Consider the following 22,533-nt stretch of genomic DNA (forward strand, 5'->3'; position numbering starts at 1 on the left):
TCGGTTTTTTTATTTCTATCAATTCAATTTGTACTTTTGTATTATGGAAGAGTTAACAGAGCAAGAATTACATCAAATTGGAATGAACCATGTAGGGAAAGATCTTGAAAAAAAAGGTTTTGAGTTTATTGCAATAAACAGTCAATTAAAAAAACATCCTCAATTTGTTTGTGTAGACACACAAAATACACTACATTTTGTAATGGTTCAGGTTGTTCCTTATCCTATAAATCCTGAAGAACCAAATGTTTTATTTGTTGAAACATTCATAAGCCATGCAAAAGCAAAAAAAGCAAAAGTATTATTTGCAGGAGTTGGAATTGCAAATGCAGAAGATTTAGAAAAACCTATTTATACTAATTCAGATTATATCATCAATTACAATGGCTACAAAGAACTTTTATAACCTATTAGTACTCTTAATTCTTACTGCTTCTTGTCAAAAAAAAGAGAGTCAATTTTTTGTAATTCAAGGTGAAGCACAAGGAAGTACTTATTCAATTAAATATATTGCTAGTGAAGAATTGGTTTCTAAAGCTCAAATAGATTCGTTATTGTTGGCTTTTGATATGTCATTGTCTACTTATCGATCAGACTCTAAAATTTCACAGTTAAATGCAGGAGATTCTACAATTATTGTAGATGATATGTTTGTAGAAACATTTAATGCGTCAAACCTTATTTATAAGGAAACAAATGGTCTTTTTGACCCCACTATTGGTGTTTTAGTAAATGCATATGGTTTTGGACCTAATAATGAAAGAAAAGAGCTAAATCAACTTCAAATTGACAGTTTGTTGAACTATGTAGGTTTTGATAAAGTAAAACTGAATTCAAATCAAACCATTTCAAAATTACATAAATCAACTTACTTTGATTTTAATGCAATTGCACAAGGATATTCAGTAGATGTAGTTATAGATTTTTTTAAATCAAAAGGAATTGAAAATGCAATAGTTGAAATTGGAGGTGAATTATTTGCCTTAGGGAAAAATACTATTGATGATAAGAATTGGATAGTAGGTATAGATGATCCATTGCAATCTAAAAATGAACGTGAATTAATCGCAACCGTTAAATTAGAAAATTTAGGAATGGCAACTTCAGGGAATTATCGTAAAGTAATAACCGACACCATTTCAGGTGAAAAATTCGTGCATACTATAAATCCAAAATCAGGAAAGCCTCAAAAAAGTAATGTGTTAAGTGCAACGGTATTGACTTCGACTTGTAAAATGGCCGATGGTTATGCGACAGCTTTTATGGTTATGAGTTTAGAACAAAGTAAAGAATTCATAAAACAGCATCCAGATTTATACGTTATGATAATGTATGCTGATGAAAATAATATAATGCAACGTTTTACTTCAGAAAATTTTAATCAGTTGCTTAACGAGTAGTTATTTAAAACAAACCGGAATAATTTCGCCTTTAGCTAAACAATATTTCTCAACCAATTCAGGAGAAATTGTATTGGTATAATCTACTTCTTCTACTTTGAAACCTATACTTCTTAGTTTATTAAAATAATCTCTGCCATAAATTCTAACATGGTCGTATTGCCCAAATATTTTAGCACGTTCTTTAGTATCGGTAATAGAATCATCTGAAAAAGTAACTTCACGTGATAAATCTTGTGGAATTTGAAATATTCCCATTCCACCTGGTTTCAAAATACGATATAATTCTTGCATCGCTTTAGTGTCATCAGGAATGTGTTCTAAAACATGATTGCATAAAACAATATCATAAGCATTATCTTCAAAAGGTAAATTACAAATATCTGCTTTTACATCGGCTAATGGAGAAAGTAAATCGGTAGTTGTGTAATTTATGTTTTGTTGTTTTTTAAAACGTTTGTAAAACTCTTGTTCAGGCGCAAAATGCAATACTTTTAGCTTTTGATTTGAAGTAAAAAAATCAGTTTCATTTTTTAAATATAACCACAACAAACGGTGTCTTTCTAATGAAAGTGTACTTGGAGAAAGTACATTGTTTCTTTGTGTTTCATATCCATATGGTAAAAACATTTTAAAGCTTTTGCCATCAATTGGGTCCGTGAATTTATTACCTTTCAAGAAAAAAGCAATTACAGGACGAGCCACAATGCTTAATCTAATAAGAATAGGTCTTGGAATTGTATTTAAAACGTACTTGAATATTTTTTTCATTACAGTACAAAAGGAATTTGTCTTAATCCATCTTCTTCATTAGAAGTTATTCCTAATGCTTCATAAATATAAGCAAATGTAGAAAGTAATTCAGGTTTTCCGTCCACTATTGCTACATCATGTTCAAAATGAGCAGAAGGTTTTCTGTCTGCTGTAGTAATAGTCCAACCGTCTTTATGCTGTACGATGTTTTTGGTTCCCATATTAATCATCGGTTCGATAGCAATTACCATTCCGTTGACAAGTTTTTTTCCACGTCCGCGTCTTCCATAGTTTGCTACTTCTGGATCTTCATGCATTTTTCTTCCAATTCCGTGGCCACATAACTCTCTAACAACTCCATATCCATGACTTTCGCAATATTGTTGAATTGCGTACCCAATATCTTCAACACGGTTTCCTACTTTAGTTTCACGAACACCTATATAAAGAGATTCTTTAGTCACTTGAAGTAATTTTTTAGTCTCTTCAGCTACTTCACCAACTTCAAAAGTATAGGCATGATCTCCGTAGAAACCATTTTTTAAAGCACCACAATCAACAGATATAATATCGCCATCAACAAGAGGTGTGTTATTAGGTATTCCATGAACAACTTGAGTATTTGGACTCATGCATAATGAATTTGGAAAACCATACATTCCTAAAAAAGCTGGTTCAGCACCATTATCTCTAATAAATTCTTCTGCAAGTTTATCCAGGTATAAAGTAGTAACTCCTGGCTTTATTTCCTTAGCTAATAATCCTAACGTTTTAGAAACGATTAAGGCACTTTCACGCATTAACTCAATTTCTTCTCTTGTTTTTATAACAATCATATCAAAAAATTATGAAGGCAAAAGTACAATTTTCTATATTAATTATAAATCATAAAAAATTATAATTTGTTTGTTAAAATAAACGTAATAAAAATTTTTGGTATCTATTAATAGTCTACCTTTGAAGCAATAAATTTTATATAAATGAATATTTTCGTAGGAAGTCTTCCATACAGTATTGAGGAAGCAGATTTAAGAGGTTTTTTTGAAGATTATGGTACTGTTGATTCAGTTAAAATAATTATGGATAAATTTACCGGAAGAAGTAAAGGGTTTGGTTTTGTTGAAATGCCAAATGACGCTGAAGCTCAAAAAGCAATTGATGAGTTAAACGGTGGAACTGTTGAAGGTAGAACGATTGTTGTAAACAAATCGGAGCCAAAACCAGAAGGAGAAAGAAGAAGCTTTAACAATAACCGTGGAGGAAACGGTGGTGGAAGAGGAAATTACTCTAACGACAGAGATAACAATAGAGGAGGTTATTAATAACTTACTTTTATGAAAAATTAAATCCCGCTTTTAGCGGGATTTTTTTATTGTGGATTGGCCATAGTTTTGTATAACTCTAGTGCTGCTTGTAAATAATTGTTTTGCAATGCAATATTTGAAAGTTGACTGGTAACTAATGTATTTTCTCTTGAGTTAATTAAAAATAAAGAGCTTTCTCCCATTTGAAACAACCGTTCTTCAGCTTTAAGCATTTGGTCATAACTGTTTACAAGTTCTGTATTTAGTTTGATTTGTTTTTTGAACGAATTGATTTCAAATTTTTGTGATTCAATTTTTGATATTAAAGATTGTTGTTCAAAATTCAAACTAAATTTTGATTCGTTTACTCTGATTTTTGCTAATTTTAAATTTGCTCGTTCTTTTCTTAAGAATAAAGGAAATGCAAAGTTTACACCAAACTTGTAATCATTTAACCTGTAATCATCAAAAGCACTTGGTTCTGATAAATAATTATAATTCAAATCTATTTTAGGTAAAAAACTATTTGCAAATAATTTCGTTTCAACATCTAGGATTTCAATTTTGCGATTTAAAGCTTCAATTTTAGGATGGTTTTCAATACTGAAGTTTTGAAATTCATCAATCTTTAAAGTAAATAAAAAATCCTTTTCAATTTCTGACTCTGGGTAAATATTATTTTCTAATTCAAGAGGAGTACCTTCTTCTGTCCACAAATAATTTGATAAAACTAATTTAGATTTTAATAATTTTAGATTTGCATTTTCTAAATTTAAACGTCTGTTTTTAACTGTTATTCCTGCTTCAATACTGTCAATTGCAGGTTTGTCTCCTTCTTCAATTAAAATCGTTATTCCATTAAATCGTGTGGTTGCATTTTTTAAATAATCTTCATAAAGTTTTACTTCGTCAAAATTTCTTTTCCAATTTATATAACTCTTTGATGCTTCAAATAGCACTTCGGTAATCATTATTTTGCGTTCAGCTTCATTTACTTTTTGGTAAATTTTAGCTTTTCTTAAATCAGCCATTCTCTCGTTAATCCATAATCCTTGGCCTATTGGAACACTTATTCCTAATGAAGTTAAACCGCTATTAGGCAAAGTATTTTCTGGATTAATATATATACCTTCATTATTATCAAATGCTGCTTTTATTTCAACACCATACCAAGTAGGGATTTTAAAAGATCCATTAAAAACAGAGTAGTAATTTTTATCTGAAAATTGCTTTTCATTATATTCAGCTTCTAGTTTAGGATCAAAACCTCCTCTGGCTTTCATTAATTTAGCTTGTGCTTCTGTAATTTTTAAATCAGCTTGTTTAACTAAGGGGTGATTCTTTTTTACATACCCTAAATACTCTTCAAATGTTAATTCATTCAAATTGTTTTGGCTGAATGTTGTACCAGTTGATAATAATAAAAGCAATATAAATATTCTCTTCATAATTTTATTACTTAATTTCAGCTTTTGCATCGTTACCCGTTGGCTTATAGTAGTTTGGAGGGAAACCGTTTAAAGTTCTCCATATTTCAAACCATATAGGAACATCTTCCAATAGCGCAATGGTTTGAGTTCCAGCTCCAATACTTAATTCCTTAGGCCATTCCTTTTGACTATCATCAGGTGCAATTAATATTCTATATTTTCCGTTTTGACTAATGAAATTTTCTTTAGCTACAATTTTACCGCCAAAAGTTCCATAAGAAGCTCCTGGCCAACCACTAAATACTATTGAAGGCCACCCATCAAACCAAACCCTAACTTTTTCGCCTTTATGTATTAATGGAAAGTCTACTGGATTGACATAAGTTTCAACAGCAATATCAAAATTAGCAGGCATTATGCTTACAATTGAAGTGCCTTCTTTTATGGTTTCGCCTATACCCGATTGAAGTGCGCGGTTAACATATCCATCTTGAGGAGCTAGAATATAGTACATGCCATTACGTATTTGATAATTAGCATATTGATTTTTTAGCTTGTTAACTTGTGCTTCGGTGTCAAATTGTGTGCTTAAAGCGGTTTGTTTGTCGCTGCTTGCTTTTGCATTTTTTTCAGAATACTCTGCTACTATACGATTAAGTTCCATTGTAGCGTTTAAAACCTCATTTTGACTTGTGATGTATTTGTTTTCTTGCGTTATTATTTTTGCCTCAGTTTCTTGAAGTTTCATTCTTTTTTCTTCAACATCAGTCATTGGCTTTAAACCTTCTTTATTAAGATTAATTGAACGGTTAAATTGTGTTCTTGCGATTTTTAATTGAGTTTTGGTAGCTTCAAAGTCGATACTGTCGCTTTTAATTTTTAAATAAGCTTGTTTTAGTTTGTTTTGTGCTTGTTTGTATTTTAAGTTTTTTTCACTTTCAATTGCATTCAATTGCATGTCAAGAGCTTTAACCTTATTTTCATAAGATTCAACTGCACTCTCCTTTGCTTTGACCTGATTTCCCGTATTTTCAACCAAATTTGGGTCTAAATAATCCTCTTTTATTTCTGAGATAAACAATATAGTATCACCTTTTTTTACGTAATCACCTTCATTCACATACCATTTTTCAATTCGACCTGCAATTGCAGATTGAACCGTTTGAGGTCTTTGGTTGGGTTTTAAAGTGGTAACTGAACCTGCTCCAGAAACGTTTTGAGTCCAAGGAAGAAATAATATTATTAATAATAAAACACTTAAAACCCAGATTGTTTTTTTAATGCTTTGATAGCCCTTATTGTCTTCAAAGACTTTAGCTGATTTATATTTATCTAAATCAACCCATTTATCTATTCTGTTATTAGTTATGTTTAACATGGCTATTTAATGGATTTGATTGTATTGTTTTCTAATGTTGTAATCTTAGTGCATCTTTCTTTCCAGTAGTTGCCTTTAGCTATTACTACTAATGTCCACGGATTTTCTGGAGCAGTTAAAAAATCAATTATTTCTCCAGCTGAATATTTGTCTAATTTCTCAACTGGTTCTTCTAAAAATAATAGTTTTGGTTTAGTAATTAAACAACGAGCCAATAATATTTTTTGAATTGAGGCTGAGTTTATTCTTTTTCCTTCAGAAATCATTAAAGTGTCTAATCCTGAAGGTAGTGATTTTATTAACTCAGTTAATTTTAATTTTTCTAATAACTGTGAAACTTCTTTTTTAGAGATTTCAGGATTGTTGCATGTTATGTTTTCATAGATAGTTCCTTCAAATGGACTATCATCTATTGTAATTACACCTATATTGTTTCTAAAGTCTTCAATGCAATATTTTTTTACGTTGGTGTCGTTTAAAAAGATGCTTCCTGTAGAAGGCTCTAGTAATCTTGCTAATAATCTTAATAATGTTGTTTTTCCACTTCCGTTTTCACCTTGGATCAACATTCTGTCTCCTTTATTAACTGTTAGGTTAATGTTTTTTATTACTGGTGAATCACTATCAGGAAATTGAAAAGAAATTTCTTTTGCTTCTAAACAAATGGAATCATCTTCAATATAGTAATTTGAATTTTTATTTTCGTATTGATTTTCTAATTCTAAATCTACAACAGTTCCAAGCTTTTCTAGAGAAGTTGTAACATCATAAAATAATTCTAAACCGTAAAATAGTTTTTCAACTGCAGAAATAATGGTAATAATTATAATTTCTGCTGCAACAAATTGACCAATATTCATTTGTTGATTTAGAACTAATATTCCACCAATTATAAGTAAGCCTGTTGTAATAAGTACTTTAAAACCTGTAAGTTGAATGAATTGTTTTCTTAATACTTTAAAGTGACTTTCTCTATGTGTTAAATATTCGTTTACTAAACTGTCGTTTTTGTTTAGTGAAAAGTCAAAAAGTTTTCCGTTTTTAAAACTTAAATGATTTCTAGCAATTTCTTGTAGCCAGTGAGCGACTTTGTATTTGTATTTTGATTCTTTTAAACTTGTTTCTAAGCCAGAATCGAAATTTATCTTAAATATAAAATATAAAAGTACTAGTAAAATTATTCCAAAGAATATAAAAAATGGATGATATAACGATAATAATAATATACCAAATATAATCTGAAGTGCAGATGTTGAAACTTCTAAAATTAATTTTGAAAACCCTTTTTGTACTGTTAGTGTGTCAAAAAATCTATTTGCCAATTCTGGTGGCGAATACTTGTAAATTTGGTTGAATTTTATTTTAGGAAACCTGTAAGCAAATTCAAACGAAGAACGAACAAATATTTTTTGTTGAATATTTTCTGTAATTCTAAATTGCATAATCTTTAGGATTCCTACAAAAGCAACACCTATAACAACTATAAAGACTAGTACTATCCAAGAAGTACTTACTTGACCTGCTTGAATAAAGTTTATTATTGATTGTATTCCTAATGGTATTGACAAACTTATTAATCCTGCCAAAACAGCATAAATTAGAAGTTGATAAACGTCTTTTTTATCAACTATAATTAAGTTTTTAAATCGTTCTATTGGACTCATGATAGTGTTTTTTTAATCAAGTGTGTGTAAAAATCAGACAAACAATCATTTTCAGAAAGATTTGTAATTGTTTTAAAATGTTCTTTTAAATAGTGTTGATGCAATGAACCTTGAACTATTGAAGAAGCTAAACTTTTCGCATAAGGATAGCTTGGATTTACTTCGTTAATAATAAGGATTAATCTATTAATCACTCTTTTGTAGACCAAGAAAAAACCTTCTTTGTTTTCAGCATCAACATCTTTAGTTAATAATGTTTTTGAGAAATCTGAGATTATAATCCTATTTAAAATCGATTCATCTATATGTGGTGTGTTTTTATCGTCTATTATGTTTTGAGTAATTATTTTAACGCTTATAGATAATTTTTCTAGTGGATTTGTAATGTTGTGTGTAGCAAATACTAAGTTATATTCTATCCAAGACCAATACCATGATGAAAGGTAAATTAATAATTTATGCTTGTTTTCAAAATATCTATAAATTGAACTCTCATTAGATTGAATCTTTTCACCTAGTTTTTTAAATGTAAAAGATTCAAAACCAATCTCGTCTATTAGAATAATGCTATTTTTTAATATCCTACGTCCTAGTTCCGATGTTTCGGGGTCTTTTACGTATAGCTTATCGTTAATAGTTATTTTTAAATTAGATAGTAAATTCTGCATTTATAATAATTTTATATGCAAATATAATAGCATTACTATTAAATCATAATTGTTTAACTTTTATTTAAGTTTTGTTCAAAAAAAATCCTGATGAAATTCAGGATTAAAATTTGATTTATTTTTGAATATAAATATGTTTATAATTGTTTTCATATAAAATGTCAATCATATCTTGTTCTAAACTAACTCTTGGCGATTCAACAATACGATTTACTTCCTTCCCATTCTTGTAAAATATAAATGTTGGGACGTTTGTTATATTCAAACCTTTTTCAAATTGTTCAGGAGTTGTTTTTTCTCTTGACATTGTAATCAAAGTCACTTTTCTTAAAGGAAAATCTACTTCTTCTAATATTTTATAAAACTTTGGCACTTGATTTTGGCTGTCCTCACACCAAGTTCCCATAAAAACAGTAATAGTATATTCTTGAATTTTCTCTTCGATTTTTTCTTCTATTTCCTCTGATATACTATATTCATTAAATCCATTAATAAACCAATCGTTAAAAGGAATTTGTTGTAAATCAGTTCTTCTGGCTTTTCCGACTAAGATTCCGTCTTCAATTTGTTTATGCTTGTTTGATAGGCTTAACCCTATTTTACTATTATCAACATCTTTTGTGTTTTTTTGTAATGAACAACTAAATAAAATTGTAATTGCTAAAATTGAGATTATATTTTTCATATTATAATAGAGATTTACAAGTCATTGCTTGTGGTTTTTCGATGTTCATGATGTCTAAAATTGTTGGCGCAATATCCCCTAAAACACCATTATTAATGTTTTTAAGTTCATTGTCTATTAAAATTATTGGAACTGGATTTGTGGTGTGTGCGGTATTTGGTGTTCCGTCTCGGTTTATCATCGTTTCGCAATTTCCATGATCTGCAATAATAATTGTTGTGTAGTTGTTTTCTACAGCAGTTTCGACAACTTCTTTTACACAAACATCAACTGCTTCACATGCTTTTACTGCAGCTTCCATTACACCTGTATGACCAACCATATCGCCATTTGCAAAATTTAAACACACAAAGTCAACTTCCCCTTTTTTAAGTTCGGAAATTAAAGCGTCTTTTAGTTCAAAAGCACTCATTTCGGGTTGCAAATCATATGTAGCTACTTTTGGTGAGTTTTTTAATATTCTACTTTCTCCAATAAATGGCTCTTCTCGGCCACCTGAAAAGAAAAAAGTTACGTGCGGATATTTTTCGGTTTCGGCTATTCTAATTTGTTTTTTATTTGCTTTTTCTAAGACTTCACCTAGAGTTTCTGTAATATTATCTTTGTCATAAATAACATGAACATTTGTATAAGTGTCATCATAATTAGTCATGGTAACATAATATAAGTTCAATTTATGCATGTTTTGTTCATGAAAATCTTTCTGTGAAAGGGCTTCTGTAAGTTCGCGACCTCTATCTGTTCTAAAGTTGAAGAAAATAACAACATCATCTTCTTTAATTACAGAAAGTGAGTTGTTTTTAGAATCAACTACTGTTAGAGGTTGAATGAATTCATCGGTCACATTATTAGCATAACTGTGTATAATACTATCCACTGCATTTGTGGTTTTTGTACCCATTCCGTTCACTAATAAATCATAAGCTAATTTTACTCTTTCCCAACGTTTATCTCTATCCATCGCAAAATAGCGCCCTATTATAGAAGCTAGTTTCGCATTGGTATTTTTTAAATAGTTTTCTAAATCTGAAATGTATTTTGCACCTGATTTTGGATCAACATCACGGCCATCTGTAAACGCATGAACAAACATGTTTTGAACTCCTTCAGCCTGAGCTACGTCAATTAAACCACGTAAATGAGAAGTGTGTGAGTGAACTCCTCCGTCTGAAACTAATCCTAAAAAATGTACAGCTTTGTTATTTTTCTTAGCATAATCAAAAGCATTCATTAAAGGTTTTTCTTGATTCATGGTTTTATTTGCCACAGCTAAATTTATCTTGGCTAAATCTTGATAAACAATTCTACCAGCTCCTAAATTCATATGACCAACCTCACTGTTTCCCATTTGGCCTTCTGGTAAGCCAACATTAAGTCCGTCAGTTCTTAATTGTGCATTTGGATATTTAGTGTATAAACTATCTATAAATGGTGTGTGTGCATTGTCTATTGCAGATACTTTAGGATCGGGAGATTTCCCCCAACCGTCAAGAATCATTAAAATTACTTTCTTATTCATCTTAAAAGTGTTTGTACAAAGATAAATATTCAAGCGTTACAACAGAATTATTTATGTTTTTTTAAACCAATTTTTTCCTTGATTGTAGTCAATATAGTATCTAATACTTACGGATAAAATGTGATTTAAATTGTCGCTAATTAAATTAGAAAAGTTATTGCTAAAGTCTTTGTTTGTAGTTCTGTCAAAGGTTGCAGCATTATTACGATACAGAACAGAAATTTGACTCCCAGGTGCAAACCACCATGAATAAGTAAGGTCTAGATTCCAACTGTTAAAATTTGAATTTCTATTTTCGTTGTATATAGTATTCTCAGTTAAGGTACCATCATCATTTAGATTTTGAAAACTATTATTTTCTACATAAGACCAATAATGTCTCACTGATAAATTAAAGTTCATATTGCTGTTAATTGAATACTTTCCGCTTATACTGTTGGTGTATGTGTCTCTGTCTCTTTTAGCAAAAATTATATTTGTGCCGTCATTATCTGTATATCCTACATTATTAATTTGTTTCCAATAGTTGAAGTTGTAGATGACAGAAATCTTATCGTTAAAGCGATATCTAGGGCTTATACTTATACCGTAATCATATCTGTCAGTTTCAGATGTGTTCGTGAAATATGGATTTGTATCTAATGCAAATTTATTAGCGTAATTTGATGAAAAATAGAACCAACCTCCATAACTTTTAGGATAAATTACAAACTTTCCGTTTTCTCTAGGTTCATAGTAATCATAGTTTTCAAAGGGATTATAGTTAATTCCTCCTCCAAAAAAGTGATTTTTCTTATTTGTGGAATTTACACTCATCCCAAAATTATTACCTTGTATTTTTGAGGTAGAATTATTAAATTGAACAAAAGAATTGAAATTCAACCTAAAAGAATTGAATGTTTTTGTGGGGTTAAGAATTCTATAACTAGCATTGCTATACAAAGAACTATAGTTGGTTTGGAAGTTTATTCCTAAATCATTGTTGTCAAAATCTTTTGAAACATAATTTCCACCAATACTATATCTTATTTTCCCGCTTGTTTCGGCTAAGTTCAACGATGTGTTATATCCACTTTTGTTTTCCAAATCATAAATACTACTCATTTTAATGTCACCAGAAAGATTGTATGTGTTCTTTTTTGTATTTAAATCAAACAATAATCCGGACACATTAGCATCTCTAAAACTTCCGTTTCGAGTTACATTAGTATTGATAAAAGTAACGGATGAGTTTTTATTGAACCTTTGGTCGAAAACGGTAACATTGTAATTGGTTAAAGGTGAAACGGTTTCGTTTCTTACAGAGCCATTATCGGGGTTTATTATGCTTACATCTGTTTTTTCGGTAATAGCATTTAAAAAACCAATTCCTAGTCCGTCTGAATTTCTTCCAGAAATTTTGATTGCATTTAATAGATTTACATTAGCTGGATACTCTGAAATATATTCATTGCCAATTATGGTTGGGTAAAAACCCGGTGCTGAGCCAATTCTTCTTGAATATAATAAGTTTCCTTTGCTGAACAAATCGGTTCCTTCAGTAAAAAAAGGTCTGTTTTCATTAAATTGTTGTTCAAAAGGACCAAGATTTAATATAACATCATCAAATTTTGTTTGGCCAAAATCTGGAACTAAAATAGCATCTAATGTGAAGGCATCATTAATCCCATATTTAACGTCTAAACCACCTTTTGCTGTAAAGCTTGTTTCTTCATTGTTGCTATTTAAATAACTTGAAGCGTAAGGTATTAAGAACAACCTTGTTGGTGGTTCTATGTTTTCAATTCCGTTTAATATTCCAGCTTGTTGAATTACAGCACCAATTTTTGAGTCGACATGTGTCCATGTGTATATTTGACGATCTCTTTTTATCTCTCTAATGAAGTTTATGCCCCAAGTTTGCTTAGTGCCTTTAGAAAACCTTAATGCAGCATATGGTATCTTCATTTCCACTACCCATCCAAAATCGGTAATTTTAGCTTTACTACTCCATATTGCATTCCATGAAAAATCTTCTCCGGTTTGTTCGGTTGCAATACAATCCAACTGTCCACCAGCTGCGGTTACAAAAAATCTAAAATCTTGTTGTCCATCATTAAAGCCATTAATGAACACGCCAAATGCATCAGTTGTACCAAAATCATCACGTTCTGTGATTTCTTTTAAAATTTTAGAAGGTTCATCATCATATAGCTTTACTCCAATATATACTCCTTCATTATCATAAAGAACTTTGACTTCTGTTTTTTTGCTGTCGCTAATAGGTTTCCCATTATCAGGCTCAAACATAAAAAAATTGGTAGCAACTTCAGTTTCATCCCAAATGGCCTCATTTAAGTTTCCATCAATGATAATGGATTCATTTATTTTATTGGCAAGTAAATTCTTTTTGGTAATTGTATTGTTTTGTGCTTCTAGATTACTAAAAGAAAAGAACAATAAAATTATGATTATCAGCTGCTTATGCATTTGGTTTTATTTTGTACAAAAATAAGAGGATTATAAAATGTATGAAAAAAATTATAAAAAGTTTAACTTTATAAGAAAACACCGATTAAACGCATATTTTTTCGATAAAAAGTGAAAAATAATTTGTTTCATAACTTTTTTTAAATATATTTGGAATCTTAATTAAGCCAACTAACTATTACAATTACAATGAATTACAAGTTATTAACCCTTCTTTTTTTGTGTCTGTTTTCTTTTGGATTTATCAATAAAAATGATGATGATGGGCAAGTAAAAAAAGTAAATGAACCAAGTTTATTGGCGGCTAATAATAAAGTAATTGTAAAAACTCCAGCTCAGTTATTTTTCGAGAATATTGTTGAGAACGAATTTTCTTTACCTCAATTTGATTGTTTTTCTAAAGCATTTGAAGGTTATAATCAATTAAGGTCACAAGGAATTGTCCAAAAAGATTTTTTAACTATTATTGATTTTAGTCTGTCTTCAAAAGAAGAAAGATTATGGGTAATTGATATGGTTAGTAAAAAAATTATTTTAAGATCATTGGTTGCTCACGGAAGAAATTCAGGTGAAGAATTTGCGAATAGATTTTCTAACAAAGCAGAATCTTTTCAAAGTAGTTTAGGTTTTTATTCTACTGGAGAAGTTTATCATGGTAAACATGGAATGTCTTTAAGGTTAGATGGTTTAGAATATGGTATTAATGATAATGCACGAAACAGAGCTGTAGTAATTCATGGAGCTGATTATGTTTCTGAAAAATTTGCGATTGCAAACGGAAGACTTGGAAGAAGCCTTGGTTGCCCGGCTGTGCCTTATGCTATTCACAAACAATTTATAAATATAATAAAAGATAAATCTTGTTTATTTATTTATCATCCTTCTAGAACTTATTTGGTTAAATCTAAATTAGTTTCTTAAAGCTGAAAAAAGTTTCGAATCTAGGTTGTAAATATCTTCTCTAAATTGAAGTCCATCTTTATCAGACCAGCTTGTCCAATAAAATAAATAAATATTAATATTTGAATTCTTTAGGGCAATATATTTTGTTTTTTTTCTATTAATGATAGTGTCTATTTCAGCCTTATTCCATTTCTTTTCATCTTCCTTTTTAAGAATGGTTTCAGATAATTGTAAAGGGTTTTCAATTCTAACGCAACCAGAACTCAAAGCTCTGTATTCTCTTACGAAGTAATCTCTATGATTTGTGTCGTGTAGATATACAGAATGTCTATTAGGGAAATTAAATTTTACTAAACCTAAAGAATTGTCATATCCTGGTGTTTGTACATACCTGTAGGACTTTGCTTTGCTTGAATTCCAATTTTCTGGAGTTACAAGTTGTCCCTTTGAATCATAAATACTTATTCTATTTCTATTAAAATAGTTTCTATTCTTTGAAGCAGAGGGTGTTAAATCTTCTTTGATGATTGTTGGTGGAACCGTCCAAGTAGGGTTGAATACAAAATTTGATAGTTTAGAACTTAGTATTGGTGTTTCTCTACTTGGTTTCCCAACAACAATTCTTCGTTCGGCAATAGTATCATTATTTAAAACATAAGAAAGTTTGTAGTCTGGAAGATTTATTAGTAAATACTCATTTCCAAAATCATCAGGAAACCACCTCCATCTTTCTAAATTGGCATAAATTTGTTCTCTTCTTTCATTTAGAGTAATATTTAATGCTTTTAATGTGCCTTGACCAATAACGCCATCTGGGCTCAAGCCATGTCTTTTTTGAAATTTCTTAATGGCTTGTACTGTGTATTTGTCATATATTGGAGTAATAATACTGTCTCTGTTTTTAAAGTCTTTCCAATAAATAAGATGTTTTTTAATTTGTACAACTTCATTTAAAGTATCGTTAGGTTCTACTTTATCTGTTAAATACACTTTTTTTAATTTGTATTCAGGCAGGCTATTTAATTTAATTAAACTCTTTTTAAGTGAATTGTATGTTGAATGTTGAGGTTTTAACTCTTTAAATGTTGTTGCAACAATTCTAAGTTTAATTGCTTTGTATAGTAATTCAGATAAAGCAACAGATTTTTGAGGAATATCCCAATTTTCATATATTTCTTTGGGATTTGTTTTTCCGCAATGCAAGTGAGTTGCTAATTTTTGAAAAGATTCAGTAAGAATCAAGTCATAAGCAATAATTTCTGAATCACCCATGGTTTTTCTTTTGTTTTCTAAGTCAACTATTTGTTCATAGTTATAGTCATTCGGAAACAATCCTTCTTTGAAGGAATACTTGATTTCATTAATTAAATCTTTTCTATTTTCATCATTAAACCAGATTTCGTAATCATCGAATTTTTTATAATACGATATGATACTATCATTTTCTTTTTCAATTAAATTTATGTCAATTGGTCTAATAATAGCATGGGTAATAGGGTCTTCAAGAGGTAGTTTTACCTCTGAAGTTGGTTTTTTTTCTTCTTTACAGCTAATAAAAAAAAATAGTATTAAAATTGATAGTAATTTATTTATCATATATCTAGATTCCTATTATAAAGTAAATAATATTTTAATATTTTTTAATAAAATCCCGTTAAATATCATATTATAACGACCTACGTACATTATATCAAAACCTGTGCCAATAGTTTTAAATAATTTTTAACAAATAAATCCATCAACTTGGTAAGATATAAAGTTTTGGCTTTTAGTTATTTATAAGCGTTGTATGTGTTTTTTTAATTTCTTTTATTAAATTAAATGTAAATTTCTTTAAAAAAAATTTGCATTGAATAATTTTTTTGGATTATATTTGCACACCAAAAAATGCGAAAGTAGCTCAGTTGGTAGAGCGTCAGCCTTCCAAGCTGAATGTCGCGAGTTCGACCCTCGTCTTTCGCTCTAATTTATTGAAAATACCTTATGCGAAAGTAGCTCAGTTGGTAGAGCGTCAGCCTTCCAAGCTGAATGTCGCGAGTTCGACCCTCGTCTTTCGCTCAAAAAAAAGTCCTGCATATTGCAGGACTTTTTTATTTTATATTATTTAGTTCGCTATCAGGTTCTAATTCTATAGGGTTGTTGTTCTGTCTAAATAATCTTGCCGTTAAGCCTCCTTTTAATACTATTGAATCTCCATCAACTGCAAGCCAACTTCCTTCTCTTAAACCTAAAACAGGTTGTGGGTTAAATTTATGAAACTCATTAATTCTTGTTTCTCTTGTTTCTCCCATGTGTTTTGAATTCTTATCTGGGTCTAAATAATGCGGATTGATATTAAATGAAACAAAACCCAAAGTTCTAAAACTAGGGGGATAAATAATAGGCATGTCATTAGTTGTTCCCATTGTAAGCCCGCAAATATTACTTCCAGCACTTGTTCCTAAATATGGGGTCCCTTTATTAATAACTTCTTCAATTCTATCTAAAATGTTATTTCTATATAATTCAGTGACTAATAAAAAGGTATTTCCACCACCAGTAAAAATAGCTTCAGCATTTTTAACAGCTTCAATTGAATTTTCAAATTCATGAATTCCTTTTACAGTAATATTTAGTTTTTGAAGTGCTTTAGCAGCAATTTTCGTGTATTCATCATGAGATATTCCTCCTGGTCTAGCATAAGGGATAAATAATAATGTTTTTACATTTTTAAAATGTTCTTTTAATGTTGGGAATAAATAATCTAAATAATCTCCACCATGTAAAGTTGAAGTACTGGCTATTATTAATTTTCTCATGTTTTAGTATTTTTACAACTTCAAAGTTATCAATTTGTTTAACATAAATTTACCATGCTTTTAATATTTATTTTTGATTGTTGCGATTACATTTACAATTATTAATCAAATTCGATTTGCTATTAAAAGAATTTACTTTTTTATTTTTTTTATTTCACTTTCGTTGTCGGCCCAAAATGACACAATTTTAAAAGGGAAAATAATTTCTGAATCTTCAAATCTTGAGGATATTCATGTTGTTAATCGTACACAAAAGAAAGTCACAACTTCATTGCAAGGGGGATACTTCGCTTTAAAGGCAAAAATTAATGATACCATTATTTTTAGTGCTGTAAATTTAAAAGCAGTTCAGTATATCGTTAAGAAAGAAGATTTTGGTGAAGACTTATTGTTTGTTAAAATGGAAGCTTTGGAAACGACTTTAAACGAAGTTATATTAACTGAATATAAAAGCATAAATCCTGTTTCTTTAGGTATTGTTCCAGCTAATCAAAAAACATATACACCTGCAGAACGAAAATTGTACACAGCAACTGGTGGAGGCAATACATACGGATTAAATACGTCTGTTTCATTAGATGGCATAATTAATGGTATTTCTGGTAGAACCAAAATGCTAAAAAAAGAGATTCAGGTTGAAAAAAAGGAATTTTTACTCGAAGCAATTCAATTAGATTTTAGTAATAATTACTTTATGGATAAATTAAAAATACCGGAAGATCATGTGTTTGGCTTTTTATATTATTTAATTGAGAACAGAAACTTTGTATCAGTTTATTTAAAAGATAACAAAACAGCTACTGAATTTGTTCTAGTTGGTCTTTCGGTTCAGTATTTAAAACTTAAAAACCTAAACATTAATGATGAAGATGGTTCAAAGAATTAGTTGCTTTGTGTTTGTTTTAATGTTTTCTAAATTAACTTTTTCTCAAAATGTTGAGAGAATAACATTAAAAGGAAAAGTTGTTACTGATTCTTTAGATGTTGAAAACATTACAGTATTTAATATTTCTTCAAATATTGGAGCTGTTACTGATGAATTTGGTGTGTTTTACATTAAAGCTAAAGAAAATGATACCTTATTTTTTCAGGCGCTTTCTTTTACTTCAAAAAAATACATTCTCACAAGAAAAGATTTTTATGTTGATGAATTAGAAATTCAATTAAACATTAAAATTAATGAATTAAATGAGATTATTGTTAGTCCATATACTTTAACAGGTGATCTAGAGAAGGATATGAAAAAAATAAAGGTTTATGATCCATTTAGTTCTATAGATATGAAAGTGGTAAAATACTATGAAGACGATAAATATTATGAAAGCCCTAAAATAAGTACTTCACCAGATCATTTTGCTTCAGGTGGCTCAACAATTGATTTTAAGAGAATTGGTAAAGGAATTGGCAAACTTTTAGGGATAAAAGGGAATCCAAAAAAAAATGTTGAAGCTGTTATTGCAAATAGAAAGCTACGTGAAGTTCAATCAAAATCGTTTTCAGAACATATTAAAGAACGTTATTCACATCATTTTTTCGTATCAACTTTAAAAATTAAAAATGAAAAAATAACTTCTTTCTTGGCTTTTGCAGAATTGTCAAGTTTTGAATTAGTAGAAATATTAAACCCAGAAAACGAATTACAATTACTAGAATACTTAATTCTAAAAGGAAATGAATTTAAAAAGAAGTTTAATGAAGAATCAATATCTTTACCAAATGAAAAATAAATTTAAAATAATTTTATTCCTAACAGTATTCTCTATAATGAGTTCTTTTACGGTTCATAAGTTTTATGTTTCTGTTACTCAAATTGACTTCGTACCCAAAAAACAACGGATTGAAATTACCTCAAGAATATTTATAGATGATTTTGAAAAAGTTTTAAAGAATAAATACGATAAAAATTTCTATTTATCAACAAAAAAAGAAATTCCTGAAGCAGATGCTTATATTCAGAAATATCTTGAAGAGAAAATAAAATTGGTTATTAATAACAAACCATATAAAGTTACATTTATAACAAAAGAAGTTGAAGATGATGTGTTAATTTGTTATTTAAAAGTGCAATTCTCTGAAAAAATAACTACTTTCGAAATCTATAATTCCGTACTTACAGAAATGTTCAGTGAGCAAAAAAATATAGTACATACAGATATTAATGGTAACAAAAAGAGCTTTTTGTTGACATATAGCGAACGTTCAACTTTATTAGAATTTTAAACAACCCAAAAATGAGAAAATCAATCTTATTTTCTTCTTTATTAGCTGTTGCAGTTTCTTTTACTTCAATTGCACAAGAGACTAAAACGGAAGAAAAGAAAAGAGAACAAGGGCATTATAACGAAAATAAATTTCGTCAAATGTACGATATTATGGCAACGCCTAATATGTTCAGGACTGCATCTGGAGCTCCAGGTCCAGCGTATTATCAGCAAAAAGCTGATTATAAAATGGATATAGAAATTGATGATAAAAATCAAAAACTATACGGTGTAGAAACAATTACGTATTATAATAATTCACCAGAAGCCTTAGAATATTTATGGGTTCAATTGGATCAAAATATGCGTGCGCAAGATTCTAAAACGCCATTAGTTGAAAGTCAAAGAATGGATCCGGCTTTACCAGCGGATAGATTTGCTAAAAAATTTATGGAAAACGGTTTTGAAGGCGGTTTTCATATTGAATATTTAAAAGATAAATCAGGTAAAAATATGAGTTATACGATAAATCAAACGATGATGCGTATTAACTTAGCAACTCCACTAAAGCCAGGAGACAAAACAGTTTTCTCAATTAAATGGTGGTATAACATTAATAATTACCAAATTGACGGAGGTCGTTCTGGTTACGAACAATTCCCTGATGGTAATAGATTATATGTAATTGCTCAGTTTTTCCCAAGAATGGCCGTTTACAGCGATGTAGAAGGTTGGCAAAACATGCAGTTTTGGGGAAGAGGTGAATTTGCTTTAACATTTGGAGATTATGATGTGAACATTACGGTTCCTGCAGATCATATGATGGAAGCAACTGGAGAACTTCAAAACAGAAAAGAAGTATATAATTCAGAGCAAATGAAAAGATGGGAATTGGCTCAAAGAACTTTCGATAAGCCTGTTTTAATAGTTACTCAAGCAGAAGCAGAAGCAGCTGCAAAAGGTTTTTCTGACAAAAAGAAAATATGGAAATATAAAGCTAAGAATGTTAGAGATTTTGGTATTTCAACTTCTAGAAAATTTATGTTAGACGCTATGGCTGTTCAATTAGCTTCAAATAAACCAATGGCTATTTCGATTTATCCACCAGAAGCAAATCCGCTTTGGGGAGAATATTCAACTAGAGCAGTTGCACAAACATTAAAAACTTATTCTAAGCATACATTTGATTATCCTTATCCAAAAGCTGTTTCTGTTTCGGCAGAAGATCAAGGGATGGAATACCCAATGATTTGTTGGAATTTTGGTCGTCCTGATGCTGTTGGAAACTATACAGATAGAGTGAAGTATGGAATGTTGGGTGTAATTATTCACGAAGTTGGACACAATTTTTTTCCTATGATTGTTAATTCTGATGAAAGACAATGGACTTGGATGGACGAAGGTTTAAATACATTCTTAGAGTATTTAACAGAGTTAGAATTTGATAAAAACTTCCCAACAGATAGAGGGCCAGCGGCTAAAATTGTTCCATATATGAAAGGAAATCAACAATATTTAGAACCAATTATGTCGAACTCTGAAAATATTTACAATTTTGGTGCTAATGCTTACGGAAAGCCAGCTACAGGTTTAAATATTTTACGTGAAACAATTATGGGTCACGAATTATTTGACCATGCTTTTAAAACCTATGCTCAGCGTTGGAAATTTAAACACCCAACTCCTGAAGATTTCTTTAGAACAATGGAAGATGCTTCTGCTGTTGATTTAGATTGGTTTTGGAGAGGTTGGTTCTATTCTACAGACTATGTAGATATTGCACTTAAAGATGTAAAAGAATATTATGTATCTACTGAGCCTACTGCTAAGTTAAAAAACTACAGAGTAAGAACAGGTCGTTTCACTTACGATGATGGTCCGTTCCTTTATTTAGTTGATGAATCTAACGAAGATTTCAATCCTGCTACTAAAAAAGCATTCAATAGTAATGAAGTTCAAATGCTAGAAGATTATGTAGCTAAAAACTATACTGCAGAAGAAAGAGCAAAGTTAAAATCTCCAAAATTCTTCTATGAAGTTGAATTTGAAAAATTAGGAGGAATGATTATGCCTATTATTGTTGAGCTTCAGTTTGATGATGGAACTTCTGAAAATCATACGTTCCCAGCTCAAATTTGGAGAAGAAATAATGAAACGTCTAAAAGAGTTTTTGCAACCAATAAAAAAGTAGTTAAAATACAATTAGACCCTAAATTAGAAACTGCAGATATTGATACAAACAACAACGTTTGGCCAAGTGCAGCTGTTAAGTCTAAATTTGACGAATTAGAAAAGAAATAATTTTTAATAACTTAACTATTTAAACCTCGAATTTTAGAATTCGAGGTTTTTTATTTTAACGAAGATTTTTGAGGTTCACATAAAAATCTTTGTAACTTTGTTTCATTGTAAAATGTAATTCAATTTAAAATGTTTGGAATTGGTGGAGGAGAACTGATCTTTATAGTTCTTATTGCGATAATGATTTTTGGTTCAAAAGGTATTCCTGATGTAGCTCGTTTTTTAGGAAAAACAATGGCTCAAATTAAACATGCAACTAACGATATTAAGTCGGAAATTAATAATAGTGCTAAAGAAAACGGAATGGATATGAATTCATTAACAGGTGGGATTTCAGAAGAAATACAAAAAGCCAAAGAAGGTATTTCTAAAGCAGTAAACCCATTAGAAAACATTGCTTCTGATGTTCAAAACCCTATTCAAAAAGCACAAGAAGATATTGAAAGCATAACCGGACCTATAAAAAGACAATTTTAATTTGGAACAACTACTTCACTTAGATAAAGAATTATTTGTTTTCTTAAACGGATTAGGCTCAAAACCGTTTGACCATTTTTGGTTAATCATAACGAAGCAACTCAATTGGACTCCTTATTTTGTTGTATTATTGGTTATTTTGCAAAAAAAAATAGGATGGAAAAACCTAGGTATCGTACTTCTTTTTATAGCTGGTTTAATAACCTTTACAGACCAAGTTACAAATCTTTTTAAAAACGGTTTTCAACGATTGAGACCTTGTAATACTTTAGATATTCTAGATGTTATTCGTGTTGTAAAACATAGTGATACTTTTAGTTTTTTCTCAGGTCATGCTGCAAACTCTACAGCTAGTATGACATTTATATTTTTACTTTTAAGAAACTACTATAAATATGCTTTTGTTGTGTTCGCATTTCCTTTAATTTTTGCTTACAGCCGCATTTATTTAGGGTTACACTTTCCGTTAGATATTCTTTCTGGTTATGTTTTCGGAATGCTTAGCGGACTTTTCTTTTACAAACTCTACGAAGTTTTTATGAGGAAGTATCCAAAGTATAGTATTGATTTTTAAATATGAGAA

General features: G+C 29.8%; 21 protein-coding genes and 2 tRNA genes. 12 read left to right on the top strand and 11 right to left on the bottom strand.

Annotated elements, in window-relative coordinates; genetic code table 11:
- Positions 1 to 43 precede the first annotated feature (43 nt).
- Together ACQ65T_RS05500 and ACQ65T_RS05505 are read left to right on the top strand one after the other, a co-directional pair.
- The gene (locus ACQ65T_RS05500) at positions 44 to 406 is read left to right on the top strand and encodes a Na(+)-translocating NADH-quinone reductase subunit F (protein ID WP_430400093.1); all 363 of its coding nucleotides are present in this window, start codon (positions 44 to 46) and stop codon (positions 404 to 406) included.
- Complete coding sequence (locus tag ACQ65T_RS05505) at positions 384 to 1,400, top strand: FAD:protein FMN transferase (RefSeq protein WP_430400094.1); 1,017 nt, start codon at positions 384 to 386, stop codon at positions 1,398 to 1,400. Before ACQ65T_RS05500 ends, ACQ65T_RS05505 begins: the two co-directional genes overlap by 23 nt.
- Here ACQ65T_RS05505 and ACQ65T_RS05510 read toward each other — a convergent pair whose 3' ends face one another.
- Together ACQ65T_RS05510 and map are read right to left on the bottom strand one after the other, a co-directional pair.
- Entirely contained in the window at positions 1,401 to 2,171 is a 771-nt protein-coding gene (locus ACQ65T_RS05510; protein ID WP_430400095.1) for a class I SAM-dependent methyltransferase, read from the bottom strand. It abuts the gene before it with no gap.
- Positions 2,171 to 2,989, bottom strand: coding sequence for a type I methionyl aminopeptidase (gene map / locus ACQ65T_RS05515; RefSeq protein WP_430400096.1), 819 nt, complete (start codon positions 2,987 to 2,989; stop codon positions 2,171 to 2,173). The genes ACQ65T_RS05510 and map overlap by 1 nt, the downstream gene beginning before the upstream one ends.
- Before the next feature lie 144 nt (positions 2,990 to 3,133).
- Here map and ACQ65T_RS05520 point away from each other — a divergent pair, with 144 nt between their 5' ends.
- Complete coding sequence (locus tag ACQ65T_RS05520; RefSeq protein ID WP_430400097.1) at positions 3,134 to 3,475, top strand: RNA recognition motif domain-containing protein; 342 nt, start codon at positions 3,134 to 3,136, stop codon at positions 3,473 to 3,475.
- 47 nt (positions 3,476 to 3,522) lie between these two features.
- Here ACQ65T_RS05520 and ACQ65T_RS05525 read toward each other — a convergent pair whose 3' ends face one another.
- From ACQ65T_RS05525 to ACQ65T_RS05555, 7 genes are all read right to left on the bottom strand, one after another.
- Entirely contained in the window at positions 3,523 to 4,905 is a 1,383-nt protein-coding gene (locus ACQ65T_RS05525; RefSeq protein WP_430400098.1) for a TolC family protein, read from the bottom strand.
- Positions 4,906 to 4,912: 7 nt separating this feature from the next.
- Positions 4,913 to 6,265, bottom strand: coding sequence for an HlyD family secretion protein (locus ACQ65T_RS05530; RefSeq protein WP_430400099.1), 1,353 nt, complete (start codon positions 6,263 to 6,265; stop codon positions 4,913 to 4,915).
- A 2-nt stretch (positions 6,266 to 6,267) separates the two neighbouring features.
- Positions 6,268 to 7,929: a peptidase domain-containing ABC transporter gene (locus ACQ65T_RS05535; RefSeq protein ID WP_430400100.1), complete on the bottom strand. Its 1,662-nt coding sequence runs from the start codon at positions 7,927 to 7,929 to the stop codon at positions 6,268 to 6,270.
- Positions 7,926 to 8,597: a TetR/AcrR family transcriptional regulator gene (locus tag ACQ65T_RS05540; RefSeq protein ID WP_430400101.1), complete on the bottom strand. Its 672-nt coding sequence runs from the start codon at positions 8,595 to 8,597 to the stop codon at positions 7,926 to 7,928. Before ACQ65T_RS05540 ends, ACQ65T_RS05535 begins: the two co-directional genes overlap by 4 nt.
- A 115-nt stretch (positions 8,598 to 8,712) precedes the next feature.
- Positions 8,713 to 9,282: a thioredoxin family protein gene (locus tag ACQ65T_RS05545; RefSeq protein ID WP_430400102.1), complete on the bottom strand. Its 570-nt coding sequence runs from the start codon at positions 9,280 to 9,282 to the stop codon at positions 8,713 to 8,715.
- Between the two features lies 1 nt (position 9,283).
- Positions 9,284 to 10,801, bottom strand: coding sequence for a 2,3-bisphosphoglycerate-independent phosphoglycerate mutase (gene gpmI / locus ACQ65T_RS05550; protein WP_430400103.1), 1,518 nt, complete (start codon positions 10,799 to 10,801; stop codon positions 9,284 to 9,286).
- Positions 10,802 to 10,852: 51 nt separating this feature from the next.
- Positions 10,853 to 13,270: a DUF5916 domain-containing protein gene (locus ACQ65T_RS05555; RefSeq protein ID WP_430400104.1), complete on the bottom strand. Its 2,418-nt coding sequence runs from the start codon at positions 13,268 to 13,270 to the stop codon at positions 10,853 to 10,855.
- A 189-nt stretch (positions 13,271 to 13,459) separates the two neighbouring features.
- On the opposite strand from ACQ65T_RS05555, the gene ACQ65T_RS05560 reads away from it, so the two are divergent.
- A complete protein-coding gene (locus tag ACQ65T_RS05560; RefSeq protein ID WP_430400105.1) occupies positions 13,460 to 14,191 on the top strand; it encodes a murein L,D-transpeptidase catalytic domain family protein in 732 nt (243 codons plus the stop codon).
- On the opposite strand, the gene ACQ65T_RS05565 is transcribed toward ACQ65T_RS05560, so the two are convergent.
- Positions 14,180 to 15,769, bottom strand: a complete 1,590-nt coding sequence (locus tag ACQ65T_RS05565) for a L,D-transpeptidase family protein (RefSeq protein ID WP_430400106.1) — start codon at positions 15,767 to 15,769, stop codon at positions 14,180 to 14,182. The genes ACQ65T_RS05560 and ACQ65T_RS05565 overlap by 12 nt on opposite strands.
- Positions 15,770 to 16,062: 293 nt before the next feature.
- Here ACQ65T_RS05565 and ACQ65T_RS05570 point away from each other — a divergent pair.
- Together ACQ65T_RS05570 and ACQ65T_RS05575 are read left to right on the top strand one after the other, a co-directional pair.
- Positions 16,063 to 16,135, top strand: a tRNA-Gly gene (locus ACQ65T_RS05570).
- Between the two features lie 23 nt (positions 16,136 to 16,158).
- Positions 16,159 to 16,231: transfer RNA gene (locus tag ACQ65T_RS05575), tRNA-Gly, on the top strand.
- A gap of 32 nt (positions 16,232 to 16,263) precedes the next feature.
- Here the strand turns inward: ACQ65T_RS05575 and pepE are convergent.
- Positions 16,264 to 16,971 carry a dipeptidase PepE gene (gene pepE, locus ACQ65T_RS05580; RefSeq protein WP_430400107.1) on the bottom strand — a complete coding sequence of 236 codons (708 nt, stop codon included), beginning with the start codon at positions 16,969 to 16,971 and terminating at the stop codon, positions 16,264 to 16,266.
- 73 nt (positions 16,972 to 17,044) lie between these two features.
- Between pepE and ACQ65T_RS05585 the strand changes: the two genes are divergently transcribed.
- The 6 genes from ACQ65T_RS05585 (at position 17,045) to ACQ65T_RS05610 (ending at position 22,524) form a co-directional block, all read left to right on the top strand.
- Positions 17,045 to 17,857 (top strand): hypothetical protein, encoded by an 813-nt coding sequence (locus ACQ65T_RS05585; protein ID WP_430400108.1) that lies wholly within the window; start codon positions 17,045 to 17,047, stop codon positions 17,855 to 17,857.
- A complete protein-coding gene (locus ACQ65T_RS05590; protein ID WP_430400109.1) occupies positions 17,841 to 18,698 on the top strand; it encodes a hypothetical protein in 858 nt (285 codons plus the stop codon). Before ACQ65T_RS05585 ends, ACQ65T_RS05590 begins: the two co-directional genes overlap by 17 nt.
- Complete coding sequence (locus tag ACQ65T_RS05595; RefSeq protein ID WP_430400110.1) at positions 18,688 to 19,191, top strand: DUF6702 family protein; 504 nt, start codon at positions 18,688 to 18,690, stop codon at positions 19,189 to 19,191. The genes ACQ65T_RS05590 and ACQ65T_RS05595 overlap by 11 nt, the downstream gene beginning before the upstream one ends.
- An 11-nt stretch (positions 19,192 to 19,202) precedes the next feature.
- Positions 19,203 to 21,473: a M1 family metallopeptidase gene (locus ACQ65T_RS05600; protein WP_430400111.1), complete on the top strand. Its 2,271-nt coding sequence runs from the start codon at positions 19,203 to 19,205 to the stop codon at positions 21,471 to 21,473.
- Positions 21,474 to 21,602: 129 nt separating this feature from the next.
- Positions 21,603 to 21,950: a Sec-independent protein translocase subunit TatA/TatB gene (locus ACQ65T_RS05605; protein ID WP_430400112.1), complete on the top strand. Its 348-nt coding sequence runs from the start codon at positions 21,603 to 21,605 to the stop codon at positions 21,948 to 21,950.
- Position 21,951: 1 nt separating this feature from the next.
- Entirely contained in the window at positions 21,952 to 22,524 is a 573-nt protein-coding gene (locus ACQ65T_RS05610; RefSeq protein ID WP_430400113.1) for a phosphatase PAP2 family protein, read from the top strand.
- Positions 22,525 to 22,533: the final 9 nt, after the last annotated feature.

It is taken from the genome of Flavobacterium sp. (assembly GCF_965284515.1).
In the GTDB taxonomy this organism is placed as follows: Bacteria; Bacteroidota; Bacteroidia; order Flavobacteriales; family Flavobacteriaceae; genus Flavobacterium.